18 protein-coding genes and 7 tRNA genes are annotated in these 18159 nt (G+C 39.9%); 2 read left to right on the top strand and 23 right to left on the bottom strand.

Features of this window, described 5'->3' with window-relative positions; genetic code table 11:
• Positions 1-58 precede the first annotated feature (58 nt).
• The 8 genes from R4Z09_RS02265 to R4Z09_RS02230 all read right to left on the bottom strand — a co-directional run bounded on the left by R4Z09_RS02265 (position 59) and on the right by R4Z09_RS02230 (position 1339).
• Positions 59-143, bottom strand: a tRNA-Leu gene (locus tag R4Z09_RS02265).
• A gap of 34 nt (positions 144-177) precedes the next feature.
• Positions 178-253, bottom strand: a tRNA-Lys gene (locus R4Z09_RS02260).
• Positions 254-269: 16 nt separating this feature from the next.
• Positions 270-344 (bottom strand) — tRNA-Gln (locus R4Z09_RS02255).
• Positions 345-355: 11 nt separating this feature from the next.
• Positions 356-432 (bottom strand) — tRNA-Asp (locus R4Z09_RS02250).
• Positions 433-489: 57 nt separating this feature from the next.
• A tRNA-Glu gene (locus R4Z09_RS02245) sits at positions 490-561 on the bottom strand.
• A gap of 10 nt (positions 562-571) precedes the next feature.
• Positions 572-662: transfer RNA gene (locus tag R4Z09_RS02240), tRNA-Ser, on the bottom strand.
• Positions 663-665: 3 nt separating this feature from the next.
• A tRNA-Asn gene (locus R4Z09_RS02235) sits at positions 666-740 on the bottom strand.
• A 137-nt stretch (positions 741-877) separates the two neighbouring features.
• Positions 878-1339, bottom strand: coding sequence for a SprT family protein (locus R4Z09_RS02230; RefSeq protein WP_338450794.1), 462 nt, complete (start codon positions 1337-1339; stop codon positions 878-880).
• Between the two features lie 96 nt (positions 1340-1435).
• Between R4Z09_RS02230 and cmpA the strand changes: the two genes are divergently transcribed.
• Positions 1436-1546 (top strand): cortex morphogenetic protein CmpA, encoded by a 111-nt coding sequence (gene cmpA, locus R4Z09_RS02225; protein ID WP_338450793.1) that lies wholly within the window; start codon positions 1436-1438, stop codon positions 1544-1546.
• 135 nt (positions 1547-1681) lie between these two features.
• Here cmpA and R4Z09_RS02220 read toward each other — a convergent pair whose 3' ends face one another.
• The 6 genes from R4Z09_RS02220 to acpS all read right to left on the bottom strand — a co-directional run bounded on the left by R4Z09_RS02220 (position 1682) and on the right by acpS (position 8004).
• Complete coding sequence (locus tag R4Z09_RS02220) at positions 1682-3862, bottom strand: Tex family protein (RefSeq protein WP_338450792.1); 2181 nt, start codon at positions 3860-3862, stop codon at positions 1682-1684.
• Positions 3863-4008: 146 nt separating this feature from the next.
• Positions 4009-4359 (bottom strand): type II toxin-antitoxin system endoribonuclease NdoA, encoded by a 351-nt coding sequence (gene ndoA / locus R4Z09_RS02215; protein ID WP_071396434.1) that lies wholly within the window; start codon positions 4357-4359, stop codon positions 4009-4011.
• A 4-nt stretch (positions 4360-4363) separates the two neighbouring features.
• Positions 4364-4645 (bottom strand): CopG family ribbon-helix-helix protein, encoded by a 282-nt coding sequence (locus tag R4Z09_RS02210; RefSeq protein WP_150442114.1) that lies wholly within the window; start codon positions 4643-4645, stop codon positions 4364-4366.
• Between the two features lie 409 nt (positions 4646-5054).
• On the bottom strand, positions 5055-6209 hold the full coding sequence (gene alr / locus R4Z09_RS02205; RefSeq protein WP_338450791.1) for an alanine racemase: 1155 nt from the start codon (positions 6207-6209) through the stop codon (positions 5055-5057).
• Between the two features lie 271 nt (positions 6210-6480).
• Positions 6481-7491, bottom strand: a complete 1011-nt coding sequence (locus R4Z09_RS02200; protein WP_338450790.1) for an outer membrane lipoprotein carrier protein LolA — start codon at positions 7489-7491, stop codon at positions 6481-6483.
• Between the two features lie 162 nt (positions 7492-7653).
• Entirely contained in the window at positions 7654-8004 is a 351-nt protein-coding gene (acpS, locus tag R4Z09_RS02195; protein ID WP_338450789.1) for a holo-ACP synthase, read from the bottom strand.
• Positions 8005-8138: 134 nt separating this feature from the next.
• On the opposite strand from acpS, the gene R4Z09_RS02190 reads away from it, so the two are divergent.
• Positions 8139-8729, top strand: a complete 591-nt coding sequence (locus R4Z09_RS02190; RefSeq protein ID WP_338450788.1) for a rhomboid family intramembrane serine protease — start codon at positions 8139-8141, stop codon at positions 8727-8729.
• Positions 8730-8759: 30 nt separating this feature from the next.
• Here R4Z09_RS02190 and R4Z09_RS02185 read toward each other — a convergent pair whose 3' ends face one another.
• The 9 genes from R4Z09_RS02185 to R4Z09_RS02145 form a co-directional block, all read right to left on the bottom strand.
• On the bottom strand, positions 8760-10181 hold the full coding sequence (locus R4Z09_RS02185) for a PH domain-containing protein (protein ID WP_338450787.1): 1422 nt from the start codon (positions 10179-10181) through the stop codon (positions 8760-8762).
• On the bottom strand, positions 10174-10653 hold the full coding sequence (locus tag R4Z09_RS02180; protein ID WP_338450786.1) for a PH domain-containing protein: 480 nt from the start codon (positions 10651-10653) through the stop codon (positions 10174-10176). The genes R4Z09_RS02185 and R4Z09_RS02180 overlap by 8 nt, the downstream gene beginning before the upstream one ends.
• A 280-nt stretch (positions 10654-10933) precedes the next feature.
• Complete coding sequence (locus tag R4Z09_RS02175; protein ID WP_338450785.1) at positions 10934-12403, bottom strand: DEAD/DEAH box helicase; 1470 nt, start codon at positions 12401-12403, stop codon at positions 10934-10936.
• A gap of 711 nt (positions 12404-13114) precedes the next feature.
• Positions 13115-13810: an alpha/beta hydrolase gene (locus R4Z09_RS02170; protein WP_338450784.1), complete on the bottom strand. Its 696-nt coding sequence runs from the start codon at positions 13808-13810 to the stop codon at positions 13115-13117.
• A gap of 172 nt (positions 13811-13982) precedes the next feature.
• Positions 13983-15362 (bottom strand): UDP-N-acetylmuramoyl-tripeptide--D-alanyl-D-alanine ligase, encoded by a 1380-nt coding sequence (locus tag R4Z09_RS02165; RefSeq protein WP_338450783.1) that lies wholly within the window; start codon positions 15360-15362, stop codon positions 13983-13985.
• A gap of 35 nt (positions 15363-15397) precedes the next feature.
• On the bottom strand, positions 15398-16462 hold the full coding sequence (locus tag R4Z09_RS02160) for a D-alanine--D-alanine ligase (protein ID WP_338450782.1): 1065 nt from the start codon (positions 16460-16462) through the stop codon (positions 15398-15400).
• 235 nt (positions 16463-16697) lie between these two features.
• Complete coding sequence (locus tag R4Z09_RS02155; RefSeq protein ID WP_338450781.1) at positions 16698-17012, bottom strand: multidrug efflux SMR transporter; 315 nt, start codon at positions 17010-17012, stop codon at positions 16698-16700.
• Positions 17013-17015: 3 nt separating this feature from the next.
• Positions 17016-17357, bottom strand: a complete 342-nt coding sequence (locus R4Z09_RS02150; RefSeq protein ID WP_338450780.1) for a multidrug efflux SMR transporter — start codon at positions 17355-17357, stop codon at positions 17016-17018.
• Between the two features lie 119 nt (positions 17358-17476).
• Positions 17477-18109, bottom strand: coding sequence for a histidine phosphatase family protein (locus R4Z09_RS02145; protein WP_338450779.1), 633 nt, complete (start codon positions 18107-18109; stop codon positions 17477-17479).
• Positions 18110-18159 lie beyond the last annotated feature (50 nt).

Here is an 18159-nt window from a genome sequence, read left to right as displayed (position 1 = left end):
AATTATTATGACACAAAATATAATACCAGATTCTAATAAATTATCCAATGGTAATTTATGGTGCGGGTGAAGGGAGTCGAACCCCCACGCCTTGCGGCGCTAGATCCTAAGTCTAGTGCGTCTGCCAATTCCGCCACACCCGCATATAAAAAGTTATTTCGCTAACACAAAAAACTTTGGTGAGCCATGAAGGACTCGAACCTTCGACCCTCTGATTAAAAGTCAGATGCTCTACCGACTGAGCTAATGGCTCGTACAAAATAAAAAAATGGCTGGGCTAGCTGGATTCGAACCAACGAATGACGGAGTCAAAGTCCGTTGCCTTACCGCTTGGCTATAGCCCAAACATTTTAAATGGCGGTCCGGACGGGACTCGAACCCGCGACCTCCTGCGTGACAGGCAGGCATTCTAACCAGCTGAACTACCGGACCAAATATGAAGTAAATAGTATAATAATAATATATTCTATCGCTACTTCCGCTTTTCAATGACCCGTACGGGATTCGAACCCGTGTTACCGCCGTGAAAGGGCGGTGTCTTAACCGCTTGACCAACGGGCCATAAATAACATGGCGGAGAAGGAGGGATTTGAACCCTCGCGCCGCTCGCGCGACCTACACCCTTAGCAGGGGCGCCTCTTCAGCCTCTTGAGTACTTCCCCGTATGGCTCCGCAGGTAGGATTCGAACCTACGACCGATCGGTTAACAGCCGATAGCTCTACCACTGAGCTACTGCGGAATAATCTTTATCGTGTTATCGACTCTTTATATTATATTTACGTGAAATACAAAAGTCAAGTTCATTTTTGTTCGATTTAAAATGTAAAACTACTTGTTAATCACGGGATAATAATATACCATCCTTTCGGACAACCGTCAATCCTTTTTAAGAATTAATTTCCCTCTACAAATCCCACAAACATATTTTTCCGTATCCATCCTTCTCTTTCGCCTATAAATCTGGTGACAGCTGCTACAAAAATACGTTATGATTTTTGTACTTTTTTTGCTTGCCGCTGTTTCAAGAAGAGAGGAACAGTACCTTGGAGCCCCTACCTTTGCCATCAGCACCTTAAAGTCTTTATCCCGATGCTTATACCCCTTTCCCTCTATATGAAGATGATAGTGACATAGCTCATGTTTTATGATGCCGATTAACTCATCAATCCCAAGCTGCTGAAAATACTTAATATTCATTTCAATGTCATGGCTTTTTAACAAGTAACGGCCGCCTGTTGTTTTCAACCGATTATTAAAAGTAGCTTGATGGCGAAAGGGTTTATGGAAATACTTCATTGAGATATCTTCCACTAATTTTTGTAATTCCTGATTATCCATGTTGTGACTCAACTCCTTTACATCATACACACATGACAAACTATATCAGCATAGACTAATGATAATTAATAAGATTTTTGTCCGGGAGGTAATCTTATGCCTACTTGGTTTCAAAATCAAATCCAAAAAGCCTTTTTTGAGAAAAATAGATACCAAATCAAATTGTTAAATGAATGCTGGTTTATTTATAGAAAAAAACATTTTTAATACCAATACAGGACTGTCCTACTTTTATGAATGGAACCACATGTCAGATCTTATGTTGAATTAAACACTAATGATCACAATGTAGATTCTATCACTTTATAGGACAGCCCTGTTAAATTATATCGTTAATATCCCTTAGCCTTCTGTCGGCGATAACATGGTTAAAGCCACTCTTCCTTTATTCAAATCTACAGAATCAACCCAGACGGTCACTACATCCCCAACCGAAACGAGGTCAAGCGGATGTTTTACAAATTTCCTGCTTAATTTTGAGATATGGACAAGACCATCTTGTTTAACACCAATATCAACAAAGGCGCCAAAATCTACGACATTGCGGACAGTTCCTTGCAGCTCCATGCCAGGCTTTAAGTCCTCGAGCTTAAGAATATCCTTTTTCAAAAGCGGCGTTGGTAATTCGTCACGTGGATCCCTTTCCGGTCTAACAAGTGCGTCTACAATATCCTGCAGCGTCAATTCACCAATTGTTAGCTCTTCAGCCGTTTGCTTAATATTGATTGATGATAGAGCTTTTTTTAACTCGTCCGATCCTAAATCAGCAGAACCGAAACCAAGAGACTTAAGAAGTAATTCAACAGCATCATAATTTTCCGGGTGTATGGATGTTCGATCCAACGGTTCACTGCCATCTACGACACGTAAAAATCCAATTGCCTGTTCATATGTCTTAGCCCCTAGACGAGGAATTTTCTTTAATTGCTTCCTTGTTGTAAACCGTCCCTCTTCATCTCTCTTTTTCACAATATTGTTTGCCACTGTTTTTGAAAGACCCGATACATATTGCAGGAGAGACGAGGATGCAGTATTTACATTTACCCCAACCTGGTTCACAACCGTTTCAACGACAAATGTAAGGGATTCGGATAATTTCTTCTGTGATACATCATGCTGGTATTGACCAACACCAACTGATTTAGGATCTATTTTTACCAGTTCAGCAAGCGGGTCCTGAAGACGTCTGGCAATAGAGACCGCACTTCTCTCCTCAACGTGATAATCCGGGAATTCTTCCCTGGCAATATCAGAAGCAGAATATACACTTGCCCCAGCCTCATTGACGATTAAATAAAATATTTCTTCAGGCAGTTCCTTTAATACATCTGCTACAAACTGCTCTGTTTCGCGTGAGGCTGTCCCATTTCCAATTGCCGCCATTTCAACCTTGTAATCCTTCACGATTTTCACGAATTTTTCCTTGGCCTCTTTCGTTTTGGATACAGGCGGATGAGGGTAAATAACACCGATTGTTAACACTTTTCCAGTCTCATCAACGACAGCCAGCTTACAACCTGTTCGGTACGCAGGATCAACTCCAAGGACGATTTTTCCTTTTAGCGGAGGCTGCAGCAATAGATTTCTCAGGTTTTCCGAGAAGATATGGATCGCCTGTTCCTCTGCTTTTTCCGTCAATTCATTTCGGATATCTCTTTCAATGGACGGTTGTATTAATCGCTTATATCCGTCATCAATCGCTTCCGAAACAATGGGAGCTGAAAGTGAGCTTGTATCACGAATCCATTTTTTATGTAAATACTTTAGGATGAAGTCTACATCAGGTTTAATACTGACGCGCAAAATATCCTCTTTTTCTCCCCGGTTCAACGCTAAAATTCGGTGAGGAACAATTTTGCTTACCGGCTCTTCATAAGAGTAATACATTTCGTATACTTTCTTTTCATCTTTTTCAGTGTCTTTCTCAGTTGATTCTATGATCCCTTTTTTACTTGTTTCCATTCGGATCCACTTACGGCTTTCCGCTTCATCTGAGACCATTTCTGCAATAATGTCTTTGGCTCCCGCCACAACACCCTCAATCGTCGTCACTTCTTTTTCATCTGATAAATATTTACTTGCTTCTTCCTCCAGTGACACTCCTTTAGGGAATGTCAATAACCATTCTGCAAATGGCTCTAAGCCCTTTTCCTTTGCAATCGTCGCTTTTGTACGTCTTTTTTGTTTATAAGGACGATATAAATCTTCTACTTCCTGCAGCTTCACGGCCTTTATTATGTTTTGCTGCAGTTCCGGTGTCAGCTTTCCTTGCTCTTCAATCAGCCTGGTGACTTCCTCTTTGCGGTGCTCCAGGTTTTGTATGTATTGCCATCTTTCCATAATGTCCCGAATCTGTACTTCATCCAATGAACCGGTCATTTCTTTTCGATAACGGGCAATAAACGGCACTGTATTTCCTTCATCAAGCATCGCTATGACATTTTTTACTTGTTTAACAGCAAGAGATTGTTCTGAAGCTATTAACTGAAATAATTCTGTTTGCTTTTCTAAAGTATTTTCCAATCGCACATCCTCCAATAATGAGTAATATATTCATTTTAACAAATTCATGAGCTGGATAACCATCAGGACCCCATATGTTTATCTGCTAAATTTCATATTCATAATAAAAACGTCCCTACAAACATAAGGACGTTTTTTTGTATGATTTAAAATTCAATAAGACCTAAACTAATCTGCAGGGCTTCATTGACCTTTTCCATCATTTCATCATCGAGATGAGTTATTTTATCGGTTAAGCGTTGCTTATCAATAGTACGAATTTGCTCTAAAAGAATGACCGAATCTCGTTCAAAACCATAACGCTTCGCATCAATTTCAACATGTGTAGGCAGCTTCGCTTTTTGTATCTGTGCTGTGATTGCTGCAATGATTACTGTGGGACTAAACCGATTCCCGATGTCGTTTTGAATGACGAGTACAGGGCGCACCCCGCCTTGTTCTGAGCCAACAACTGGGGAAAGGTCCGCAAAATAAACGTCTCCACGTTTGACAATCAAGGGTTTACCCTCCGCTTACTAGACGTTCAACTGTATGTTCTGCCTCATATTCCGCTTGAAATGCTTCAGATGCAATCGTCAAATTTATTTTGGCCATTTCCATATAGCCCCGTCTCATGGATTCACGAATATGTCTTTTTTTGCGCTCACGCAAATACATTTTCGTTGCTTGATAAATAAATTCACTACGATTTACATTTTCTTGTTTGACAAAACCGTCTAACTCACTTAATAGATGTTGCGGTAATTTTATCATAATCTCTGTCGTTACACTTGACTCAGACACAATTGTACACCTCCACCATCAATACACACCTATTCACTCTACCATTTTTTATAATATCATTATTTTTTATTAATGCAAAGACTATTCAAGGATTCTTCAATATTATCGTCCAAAAAAATAGCCTTTTATGCATACATACGCTTGATTGACTAGATTATGTCGATAATTTAATTTCATTTTGATAAAGGTCTGTTAGACTTAGTTGTTGATTTCCGTTCCAGGCACTTCGCGCACCTTAGGGCGACCGCCGAGCCTCCTCGACATTTTGTTTCAGCGGGATCACTCCTATCCCGCTTCTCCCCCAGGAGTCTTGGTGCCTTCCACTTCAATCAACCAGCATAACCAACATCATAATATTCTTTAACATAGTCTTTCAATAAACGTCTAATCCAATATCCAGAACCGAGGATTATAATAATCCGTTTACCACTTCGACTATCTTCCCATTCTGAATAAATACACGCGGGATTCGGTAAGACATCATACAGGTAACCTCGTAGTTTATCGTTTCTAGCTCATCAGCGATTTCATTCACTGAGATAAATTCATCCCCTTGTCTGCCGATAAGCGTTACATCCGTTCCTACCGGTAAATAATTCGGAAGTTTGATCATCGTTTGATCCATACAAATTCGGCCGACAATCGGTACTCTTTTTCCATCCACTAATACTTCTTGTCCGCGTAATTTGCGGATCCACCCATCAGCATAGCCAATGGGCACCGTTCCAATCCACTCCTGCGCTTGCGCTTCGTAGGTAGCACCGTAGCCAACCTTCTCACCGGGCTGTATTTGTTTCACATGAACTAATTTTGTCCGCAAAGAAAAAGCCTCCTTGAGTGGATAAGGCAATTCTGACTCTATTTCTTTTGAAGGACTTAACCCATACATGGAAATCCCAAAACGTACTCCGTTAAAATAGCTTTCAGGGTAACGAAGAGCTGCAGCAGAATTACTGCAATGCACTAATTCTGGGCGTTTCTCAAAACTTTCTACAAGGTCATTAAACAAAGCTAATTGTTCCTTATAATACGTTATTTCCAATTGGTCAGCTGTGGCAAAGTGTGTAAACGCACCTTCTAAATAAAAGCATGAATTTTCACGGATGGCGGATTCGACTTCCTTAAGCTCCTGTTTAGTTTTTACACCTATTCTGCCCATTCCGGTATCAATTTTAATATGAACCTTCACAGGTTTACTCTCCTGTAAAAACTTTTTAGCTTTATCAATCCACTCTTTTTGAAATACTGTCAATGTAATATCATTTTCAGCAGCTATTACAGCATTCTCCGGCTTGCTTGCCCCTAATACAAGAATTGGTTCCTTAAGCCCTTTTTTTCGTAAGGCTATAGCTTCATCAATGAGAGCCACGGCTATATAGGAAGCGCCGGCACTTACAGCCGTGCGGGCTACTTGAATATCCCCGTGCCCATACGCATTAGCCTTTACAACAGCAAATAAAGTAACGTTCCCCGGTAAAATATTTTTCAATGATTCCACATTATAATAAATGTTGTCAAGATTTATTTCCGCCCAAGTATCACGATAAAACGATTGCACACCCATTTGAATAATCCTCTCTTTTGTTGACCTAATTATCTGTATAAATCGATTATCGAACTCCGGCAGGTACTTGTCAAATGGGTTTTAAATATAACCTTTTATAATACTTAAGCTTCTTCCAGCACTTTCAGGCAATGAAAAAAGCTGACCCTTTTGTAAAGGTGTCAGACCCTGCCATACAATATCTAGCATAAACAAATAGAAACTGATTATTCATTTATGTATCAATCATATTTGCAGGGTCTTACCTTCAATAAGTCAGCCGTTCTTTTCCTTATTTTACTGCGTTGCTTTGGACTGTACGTGCAATTTCCATCATTTCTTCTGGCGTTAAATCATTAGAAGCAATCATATAATCCACACCTTCATTTGTCCAGGTTAGACTATTATTAGTTAGTGCTCCAATCGTAAAACCTAGATCAACAAGTTCACCTGTCACATTTGTCGGTCCTGCTGTGGCAGGCATTACCGTTGTTTTTTCCTGAACCAATGTAAAGGATTTATCGCCTTCATATGTGAGAACAATTCGTTTTCCATTATCTATTTTTACTTCTTTTTCACCTACTAAATGAACACCAGGAATTTCTTCTGGATACTTAACAGTGAGTTCTTGACTCTCCAAATCAGCCATGACCGTTTTATCAAGCTGAGCCCCTGTCATATTTTTTTGGACATTAAAATCATTCTTATCAAAGCTGGCATCAAATTTCACTTCGGAAAACTTTACCGTAACAAGTGCATTATGGTCGGAATCCATAACCTTCACACTGATTGGGGCAAGATTCTTTTTATTTAAAGTGATTTCCTGATACGGAAGCATTTTATGGTTTTGATATCTAGTTTTCGTTTCAAATACGTAATGTTCTTTTGTCGCTGTGAATTTTGCTTCTTTATCCTCCATAATATCTTTTACAAGCGACTCGTATAAATAGGCTTGGCTGCTGTTTTGCGGCCAATCACTTTGGAACTTAAAACTTTTATTAAGGGCAGGAGTTAATACAAAGACACCTTCTTCATTGCGGAGAATCATCTGATTTTGATCCTTTTGGGCATTTTTTAAATCAACCCGATAGAAATCAGGCTCCTTATGCCAAATTTCCACATCATATGAATGTGGCTCCGTTCCCATCTGTAAAGTCATTCTTGCCTTTGCCTTATAGCCGCCCAAATCCTCAAGCTTCGTATTTAACGCTTTTACGACATCCTCTTGTGATTTCGTTCCACAGGCAGATAATACAAGGACAGCCATGAGCCCTAAAGCCAGCATGAATATCTTCTTCTTCATTCCTTCAACCCCTTTTGTCTCATTTCCATTACGTAGAAGGAGAGCTCGAAAAATGCCCCTGACCTTGTCTCTCCTATTGCACTATGAATATATGAGACAACCACTTATAATATGACGAGCTAGGGTGAAGGATTTCTTGCGGATATTTATGGAGCAGACCATTTATTTCTCAATAATTACCTGTGCAGCTGCGTATTCAGTACTGTGAGTAATGGAAAGATGGACACCGTTTTGCAGCGGTCTGCGAATAAACGGCTTCCCATTTTCATCGTTTTCCACTTGAATATCGAGAAAGGAAAGTTTCGCGCCAATCCCTGTTCCAAATGCTTTGGAAAATGCTTCTTTGGCAGCAAAACGGCCGGCCAAATATTCAATCCTTCTCGTACCGGAAAGCTGCTCATAGGTATCCTTTTCAAAAGGGGTAAGAATACGGTCTACAAATTTTGCTTGACGTTCGGCGATCTTTTTTATTCGCTGCAATTCAACGATATCAAGGCCAATACCTGAAATCATTCCACATCTTCCTTCTATCTTTAATTTTTCATGCATAATAAATAGCATAGACAAGCAGCCATCATTCCAATTTATTTCGCTCTAAAAATAGCTGTGTTATGATTGAATCCATATACTTACTTAAGGAGGGTGCCATGTTTACACGAACAGAAAGCTTTCAAGAATTTATTAGGTATTATCCAGTTGTATCTGTGATTGTGTCTATCCATATTATATTATATTTATTAACCGCTTTGCCTATTTTTCCTAATTCCCTGCTGTTTGAACAACTGTCTGGAGTGAATTTGTATATCTGGCAGGGAGAAATTTGGAGACTGATAACCCCTATCTTCCTACATAGCGGATTTTCACATGTATTATTTAATAGCTTTTCACTTGTTCTGTTTGGTCCAGCATTAGAAAGGATTCTCGGGAGTTTTCGCTTTACCTGGGTTTATTTAATCACGGGGATTTCCGCCAATGTTGCAACATTGTTAATTGAGCCTGTTACATACATCCATCTGGGTGCAAGCGGAGCTATATTTGGATTATTCGGTATGTACATTAGTTTGAATGTGTTCCGTAAACATCTGTTATCCAGAGATAATAGACAGTTAATTACGACCATTGCCGTCATCGGTATTATCATGACCTTTTTCCAGCAGGATATAAACGTCATCTCCCACCTTTTTGGTTTTCTGTCCGGATTCCTTATTGGAGCTTTAACGTTAAGAAAGCGTGCCTGACTGCAATGAGTAATGGGTCAGGCACGCCTTTTAAGAATATTTATACCAGCTGTAGATGGCTAGACTGTCTTGTTCCTCCATATCAACTACCTCTCCGCCGGACAGGCCGACCCCTGATGTGACTGTTGCATGGATCGATCCGAGGGCTTTTTTCTCTTGAAAATAACTTTTTGTTAATGTCAGGGACTGGATTTTATTTTTTCGCATAAAAAACGTATTTTTCACCAATCCACGGTAGGTTAAAGTCAATTGCTGCTGATGTATATTCCAGCCGGCATCTTTATACTTTAGATAAGCCCAAACGGTAGCTAAAAGAATTAGTATTAATGATAAATAACCCCATGGCCTGAAGAAAATGATTGCAGGCACTGCAATCAAGACTGGCAGCAGCAAGCCGCGGAACAGATATCTTTTTAAAGCACGTTTTGGGGCTCGATTTATTTCAGGGCTAAAGCAATAATCATGTAAAAATGGCGATAACAAAGGTGCGACATCCTTTTTCTTGATCATGGGCAGAAGCAGGGTCTTGGAGCTATTCTTTTCCAGCGAACCTCCTGCGGTTTCTAAGTAGACAGAGCAATATCCGATTGGCTGCCTGATGATATTTTCACTTATTAGAATCCCCTGAATCCGGTTTAACGGAATGGTCAACTGCCTTTTTTCGAGCAGCCCCCTTGAGATGACTAAATCCTCTTCCACCTTTTTCACGGTAAAACCAGCATACTTGATCATCGTTCCCACTAAAGCAATCAACCACGCAAGCAAAAACAGCAGGAAGATAACGACGCTCACAAACATAAGTCCTGTAGAGATAAATCCCTGAAGCTCCTTAAATACTCTTTCATACGGTATTAACTCATCAAATTGTAAAATAAAGGCGAGTGAAGCTGAAATCACAACTCCTGCACCGCCGGATGTCGAAGCAAGCAGTAAAAGCTGCAAAGGCTGCATCGTATATAATGTGTCCTGCTCTTGAACCGGTGCATATGTATCTGCTTGACCCTTTTTTACTGAAGTCAGAATTTCTTGAATGGCCATCGCATCCTGTTTTTTTATTGCCGTCAGAACTGCTTCGGCATTATTTAAACCGCTTGACCCTGCTGTTTCTACTTTTACTGTAACAAGACCAAAGGGACGCTGCAGGATCCCTTCTGAAAAATCAAGACTCTGAATTCTTTCAAATGGAATGTAACGTTTCTTTCTCACAAATAATCCAGATTCAATCCTTAACTCGCCTTCTTCTACCCGGTAGGTAAACCGAAGCCATGATAGGATTCCATTGAACAGCGATAACAGGATAAAGACCGCCGGGAATATGACCTGCCAAAAGTCCATTCCAGATCCTTTCCCGCCAAATAAAAAGATAATAATGAAAGGGGCAATAAACTCCTTCATATATTTGAAAAAATTAATCACCGTTGTAATGGGATGAAGCCGTTTCGGTTCAGACATCTTCATCAGCCACCCTTGCCAGTCTTGAAATGGATATTCTCATTTCTTCTGCTTCCGAAAGCTCTAATGCAGGTATCTCATGGACGGTTGCTGCTGTTGAAACGGTTACGGAAGCTAAATGATATTTACGTAAAATCGGTCCCTGTACGGTATCCACATGCTGGACACGGACCATTGGGACAAGCGTACGTTTTATGACAAACAGCCCGTGCTGCAATTCAATTTCTTGTTCACGGACTTCATAGCGCCAGCGCCTCCATCGCAGCGAAGGAAACAGCATAATAAAAAAGTAAACCGATAAGAGGAATAAAATGATAGCAATTGCACTAATCCAAATCGGCCAATCAAAGAATATCGTAAGGCCGATCACTCCGCCAGCCAACAGTAAAAAAATGGTGGAAATAAAAGCTCCAGATATTCGCCAAACCTTTAAAGCTCTTTCTGAAATTCTGTTTTTCGGTTCCGATCCCATGGTTTTCTCCCCCTGAATTCACAAATCAACATCCCTTTGTTATATGTAGTACGTTTAAAAGTAAATTTAGTTTCAATATAACTGTCGAGCTGCGGGCGCTAGCTGCTCGAGGTCTTAAGCCATGTCGAAGAAGAGGTTAAAGAGCGAACCTCATCCCCGACCTGTCTTAAGCTTGTCGCGGCTGGGCGAGCGCCCTCCGCATCTAATGAAAAGGTGCCAGGCACCACATATGGACAAATATACATACTTTGTCTTTTTGTGGTGCCTGACACCTTATTTTTTATTTGTAGCTGTTTGATTTTGATTTATATTGAGAGTTGTTAGGACGTTTACCGCCATGGCTGTGACCTTGACGTGACTTCATCGGTGTTCTTTTACGATTATCATAACCGCCGCGTTTACGGTCATCAAATTTACGATCACGCTTTACTGGAAGTGGTTTTTCTTCTGTCAATTTTACAGGCGTTGTATCTGGTTCTTTTGTCAGCATTTTCAAAACTGCAGCAACAACGGTAGAAGCATCATGTCCTTCTAAAAGTTCGTCTGCAGACTGCTTATAGTATTGCAGATTATTTCCCTCAATTGTTTGAAGAATCTTTTCCATTGCTGCTTTTTGCTGGCCTTCTAAAGCTTCATCCAATGTTGGCGGCTCCATACGCTCCATTTTCTTTCTTGTTGTTTTTTCTACAACATGAAGATAGGATTTTTCCCTTGGTGTAATAAATGTTATCGCCACACCATTCTTACCGGCACGGCCTGTTCGGCCAATTCGATGGACATAGCTTTCAGGATCTTGCGGAATATCGAAATTATACACATGAGTGACACCTGAAATATCTAAACCGCGGGCTGCTACATCCGTTGCAACAAGAACATCGATAGAACCCTCTTTAAACTTTCTCAAAACGGATAACCGTTTCGCCTGACTTAAGTCACCATGAATTCCTTCAGCATTATAACCGCGAAGATTTAGTGCTTCAGAAAGCTCATCAACCCGTCTTTTCGTCCGTCCAAAAATGATAGCTAATTCTGGTGATTGGATATCTAACAGTCTTGTAAGGACGTCAAATTTCCCTTTTTCATGAATTTCAATATAATATTGTTCAATTGAAGACACCGTGACTTCTTTTGTTTTCACACGTACGATTTGCGGGTCCTTCATAAAGCGCTCTGCGATACGTTGTATAGGAGCAGGCATCGTTGCTGAGAAAAGCAATGTTTGATGGTTTTCTGGAGTTTTAGCAAGGATAGCTTCAATATCCTCGATAAATCCCATATTCAGCATTTCATCAGCCTCATCCAAAATGACGGTCTGGACATGATCAAGCTTTAGTGTATTCCGATTAATATGGTCAAGTAAACGACCAGGAGTACCCACAATAATATGAGGAGGTCTTTTTAACGCACGGATTTGTCTGTTAATATCCTGTCCACCGTAAATAGAAAGGACGCGCGCTCTTTTTCCGTAACCAATTTTATACAGCTCCTCTGAAACTTGAATCGCAAGCTCCCTTGTTGGCGCAATAACAATTCCTTGAATAATGTCCTTTGAGTAATCAATTTTATCAATCATCGGAACGCCGAATGCAGTTGTTTTTCCCGTACCTGTTTGTGCTTGACCGATTAAATCCTTGTTACCCAGACCTAATGGAATGGTTTCAGCTTGAATCGGAGTAGCCTCTTCAAACCCCATTCTCTTCAATGATTTTAATGTCGCCGGACTAATATTTAATTCTTCAAATTTTGTCAATTTTTCCAATCTCCTTTAATTGTAACAAAATAGTCTATATAAAGTGGCTAGTGTGGTTTTCTCCCGAGCCAAATTCCTGCGGAGATTATTCATATCAAATTCGCCCCGTCGAATTTGCGTCCGGATTTTTCTCAAGCTTCAAAACGCCATATCCGCATGTCTAGCCTGACTAGGACATCCTGTCCGTCGTCGAGCTCGCTCGAGAAATAACCTTTAAAAAATCGCAAGACTCGCCGGAGGCTTAACTTCATTCAGCGGGGCTAGAACCCCGCCAGATCAGAGAACTATTTACATTCATCTATCTCTTATAGAAGTGGATGACTTTTGCTGAATGAAGTTAACGCAGCAATACATACAATACCAGCATAGTGTTGTACGCCACCATTAAGTATGGAGGAATCCTTGTATTGAAGAGCCAGACTAACATACAGTTAGTCTTTGTTGTGGAGGAAGGCTTCGTAAATGTCTGGAGTGAAACGAACGTATCCATAATATTGAAACAAATCAATATAGTTTCCGTCCTCCGTTTCCTTCATACAAAAAGTGAAAAAAGACATTCTCCAAATGGAGTATGTCTGGGTTCGAAAGAAATTCTCTCTTTGGCACTTTGATGGTAATTTTACCAGTTATTCAACCCATTTGCAACAATGAGACATAACCTATGGGTAGTGTATGAATTGTAATCATTACGCATAGGTAAATAAAAGAAAATTACATCACTCCTGCTTTTAAAAAGTGAAGTATATTTTCAAATAAATCATCTCTTTCGTCACTATGACAAATCAAATGCTTTGAATTCTTTAAGTAAAAAAGCTTCTTTGATGATGAACCAATATTTGAATATAAATATTGTGCTGCTTTTGGCGGTACAACACCATCTACTTCACCTTGGGCAATAAAGGTGGGAACACTTATTTGAGGCACTAATGGTCTAATGGAATACACAAGCTTACGGAATTGCAGTGTCGCTGCTAACGGAGTTTCCTTTAATTTTCGTTTATAACGTAAAAACAGTTCATTGTCATTCAGTTTTCCTTGATACAAGTCTTTCATCATCGCTGCAATATCAATGGTCAGCTGTTTTGGATTGACATAATAAGCAGCAGCACTTAACAGAACCAGTTTTTCAACTGGAAAGTGAACGGCCAAATAACTTGCAATCATGCCCCCCATCGAAAACCCTACAACATAAACCTTTTCACAGGAATGGAGTAATTTTTCAAGCTCCTGTTCAGCATGCTTGATCCATTGATTGTATTGAATCCCTTTTAGGTTCAAGGTATCGCCGTGTCCCGGCAATGTCGGTACAGCCAGCTTCCAATCCGTTTGCTTTTTTAAAAAATGAACAAGCGGTTCAACCTCAGACGGGGCCCCTGTAAAACCGTGAATACATAAGCAACCAATCATGTAAAAACCACCGCCAATATATAGAATGAAGTGTTCTATTAAGTATTTTCACGCATACCCGATAAAGTTACCCATGGAAAATACATGAAAGTCTAAGCGTGCACCTTGCACACATTCGAATAGACTGAAAATAGAAGACCCTGCATTCCTACAAGGTCCTCATTCTCGTTTTTTATTTTAATAAAGCATTTACGACTTCTTCAAGTTTCATGCCTCTTGAGGCCTTTACTAAAACAAGAGTTTCATCGTTTGTATACTTTTCCAGCTCCTCAATGAGAGATGGCTTTTCTGTATAAGAAAAGACTCGTTCTGCTGAAAAAATCGTCTTAGCTCCCGCAGCAATTTCTGCCCCAAGCTTACCAAAGGTAAAAACATAATCAATCTTTTCCGGATCGATATATTTCCCCATTTCAACATGAAACTCTTTTTCCTTTTCACCAAGCTCAAGCATATCCCCAAGCACAAGTATTTTTCTATCATAATCAGGAAGGTTGGAAACAAGATCAATCGCTGCTTTCATTGATGTGGGACTGGCATTATAGGCATCATTGATAATCTTTTCACCATTTTTACCTTCTACTAATTCCATTCTCATATTAGTTAACTTTAAGCTTGAAAAACCATCATTCATTTTATGAAATGGAATATGAAAATATTGCGCTGCCAGCATTGCACTAAGTGCATTTAATACATTATGGGCGCCTAGTACCGGAAGTGCAAACTCTGTTTCTACCCCATTAATTTTAAATGTACTGCCATTCTGATTGGTTTCCAGTTCAACAGGATACAAATCATTCGTGCTGATCCGTCCAAATGTCTTGATATCAGCACGGCCTTGATAACTAGAAAGACCTTCCCTCAAAAGCGTTTCATCGCCAAAGTAAATGATTAAACCGCCGTTTTCATTCAATCCCTCGATGATTTCCAGCTTCGCTTGCGCAATCGCTTCTCTTGAACCTAAATCCTGCAAATGAGATTCGCCGATATTGGTTATGGCTACTACATCCGGGCGCGCCAGCTTCGAAAGAAACTCTATTTCCCCTCTGCCGCTCATCCCCATTTCAAGGACAGCGATATCTGTATTCTCATCAAGAGAAAGAATCGTAAGCGGCATCCCAATATGATTATTGTAGTTTCCTTCTGTTTTTTGCACTTTATATTCCAGTGCCAGCAAATTAGCTGTCATATCCTTCACGGTTGTTTTCCCGTTGCTGCCTGTTATGCCGACCACCTTTACATCAAGCTCGTTGCGATAGCTGCGTGCAAGCTCCTGTAAAGCCAAGAGAGTATCCTCTACCACTAAAATAGGCAGGTTTGTAGGAGGGTTTGGCACATCCTTTTGCCAAAGAGCGGCTGCTGCCCCTTTTTTGAGAGCATCCTCAACAAAACGATGTCCATCCGAGTGCTCCCCTTTAAAGGGAATAAATAAATTTCCTTGTGTTATTTTTCGAGAATCAATCGAAACCCCTTCAATTGAAACCTCTTGAAAGGATATAAGTTCATTCTCGACCTTGATCATATTCTGTATCTGATGTAACGTTCTTTTAATCATTGTGCCCTCCTCATCATCACGGTCAATTCCGGGCTTTAAAATGTATATTTGATGCTTTGTTTTTCTTTATGTCTTTCCATTCCCAATTGCACCAGCATCTCAATTAGCTGAGGGTATTCTACTTCCGTATGCTTCCATAAAAGAGGGAACATACTCACTGGAGTAAAGCCAGGCATTGTATTCACTTCATTGATCATCGCTTTTCCTTCTTTTGTTAAAAAGAAATCCGCTCTTACAAGCCCTGAACAATCGAGTGCCTTAAAGGCTTTTATTGCCATTTCACTCAAAGTTTTGTATTCTTCCTCAGTAATTTTAGCAGGAATAATAAGCGCTGTATCGCCATCCTCATATTTCGCTTTATAATCGTAGAAGTCTTCCTTCGGTACAATCTCTCCAACAACAGAGCATTTTGGATTATCATTTCCAAGAACAGCTATTTCTACTTCTCTTGCAATTACGCCTTCCTCAATAATTACCTTCCGATCAAATTGAAAAGCTTCCTGGAATGCTGTTTCAAGTTCAGTGCGATTTGCACACTTACTGATTCCTACACTTGATCCAAGGTTGGCCGGCTTCACGAAACAAGGGTATCCAAGCTCTTTTTCCACTTGCTCGTAAGCTGATTCCGGCTTAGTGTTCCATTCACTCTTAATAAATGAAACATATTGAACTTGATTAAGCCCGGCATGAGCAAAGATATTTTTCATCACTACTTTATCCATACCTGCTGACGAAGCAAGTACACCATTTCCGACATAAGGGAGGTTAAGTAATTCTAAAAGGCCTTGTACAGTACCATCTTCCCCATTCGGCCCATGAAGCAGCGGGAAGATAACATCAAATGTTTCTCCATCTTCTGTTTGAAAAAGCTTTGCTGAAAAATCAGTTTCTGCTGTTTGTGAAAATTGCAAATCCTCCACTTTTTCAACTGGCCCATTTAATTGCTTGCCTTTGATCCACTCACCTTTTTCCGTGATATAGATCGGATATATTTCGAACTTAGCATGATCTAATGCTTTATTAACAGCCAATGCTGTCCGCAAAGATACTTTATGCTCAGCAGATTTTCCACCGTATAATAAACCTAATTTTGTTTTCATGTTTGACCTCCAATAGTTAAATCACACATTTATCATTTTACCACTTTATAACATAGGCGGGAGTAGTTCATTGTACGTTATTTCAATCAGCTTTTCGTTATTTAAACGGATACCCATTTCTTATCATATGTATAGGCGGTCAGAACCGAAACTAATTCATTCAACCCGCTGTTTGTTTAATGTGAAAAATTTTTACCATCCTCTTCATCCATAACTTATGTATAGATGTAATTTTTCAGGCTATTGACTTCAAACCGATAACACCCGCAACAATCATGAGGATAAACAAGACCCGTTTCCAATTTCGTGATTCACCGAAAAACAAGATCCCCAGTATTACACTGCCAGCTGCACCAATTCCAGTCCAGATTCCATAGCCCGTCCCAATTGGAATCACCAGCAATGCCTTTGATAAAAAATAAAAGCTGAAGGCACCTGAGATAAGGGTTAAGAGGGTATAGCGATGACGGGTAAATCCATCTGATAATTTCATAAAAATGACAAAACCAACTTCACAAAAACCAGCGATTATTAAATAAATCCATTCCATTTTCTACATTTCCTTTTCCTGTTCATTTTCACCCACTGTCATCTTTAAGCCGATAATGCCGCCGATCAACAGACAGAGAAAGAGGATTTTCAAAAGTCCGCCAGGCTCATTCAAGAATAACATACTTATGACAACTGTACCCGCTGCCCCAATTCCCGTAAACACAGCATACGCTGTCCCAACCGGAATGGTTTTCATTGCTCTTGCAAACAATAGGAAGCTGACCATAATAAAGAAAATGGTGACAGCAGACCATACTGGATCCGTAAATCCATTTGAATATTTTAACCCAAAGGCCCAGACAATTTCACTCAAACCCGCAAGTAATAAAAGAACCCATGGCATCATCATCCCTCCTTACTTCTATTATTTCATTGCAAAAAACCAGAGGCAAGTACTCACTCTGGTTAGGTTAACATCTTTCTATTATATACTACCTGGTCTCATTTTGCTTTATGAGGACGCTAGTAAATTACTGTAGAATCCTTTTCCTTAACATGACTCATGTCACCCTCGACCATTAATTCAAACCGGCCATGTTCTAATTTCACAATCGAAAGGCTTGTTCCATTAACTGTAGACTCAGTCCACAAATCCTTTAATTCAATTCCTTTAAAAATGAGATAGAGGATTTTAATAAATAAGCCGTGGGTAACAATTAGCAGGTTCCCGGTCATCTCACTATTTTTCAATTCCCGCAAGAATTCATTCGCTCTATTCAGCATGTCAGTGAAAGACTCCCCGTCCCCATTAAGATAAATGTCAGGCTGATTCATATAGGAATCATATTCTTCGGGATATTGCTCCTTGATTTCTTTTGTCGTTAACCCTTGCCAATGCCCCAAATGCATTTCCATTATCCGTTCGTCTGTCTTGATTGGAGTTGTTCGTGTTCCGCGTATTAATTGCGCTGTTTCAAGCGCCCTTTCACTTGGGCTCGAAATAATCCCTGTAAATTCGGTATCCTTTAGCTTTTCTCCTAATAATCCCGCGTAATGTCTTCCTTTATCAGTCAGATTTGAATTAAGCCTTCCTTGAATTCGTTGGACCTTATTCCATTCGGTTTCCCCGTGTCTCACAATATATAACTTTAGCATACTTATACTCTCCCATATTTCTAAGTGCCTTATTATGAAGGACATTTCCG

The organism is Niallia oryzisoli (assembly GCF_036670025.1).
Lineage (GTDB): Bacteria > Bacillota > Bacilli > Bacillales > Cytobacillaceae > Bacillus_BD > Bacillus_BD oryzisoli.
The sequence above is the reverse complement of the archived record's forward strand: the minus strand, read 5'-3'. Positions and strand labels throughout refer to the sequence as shown.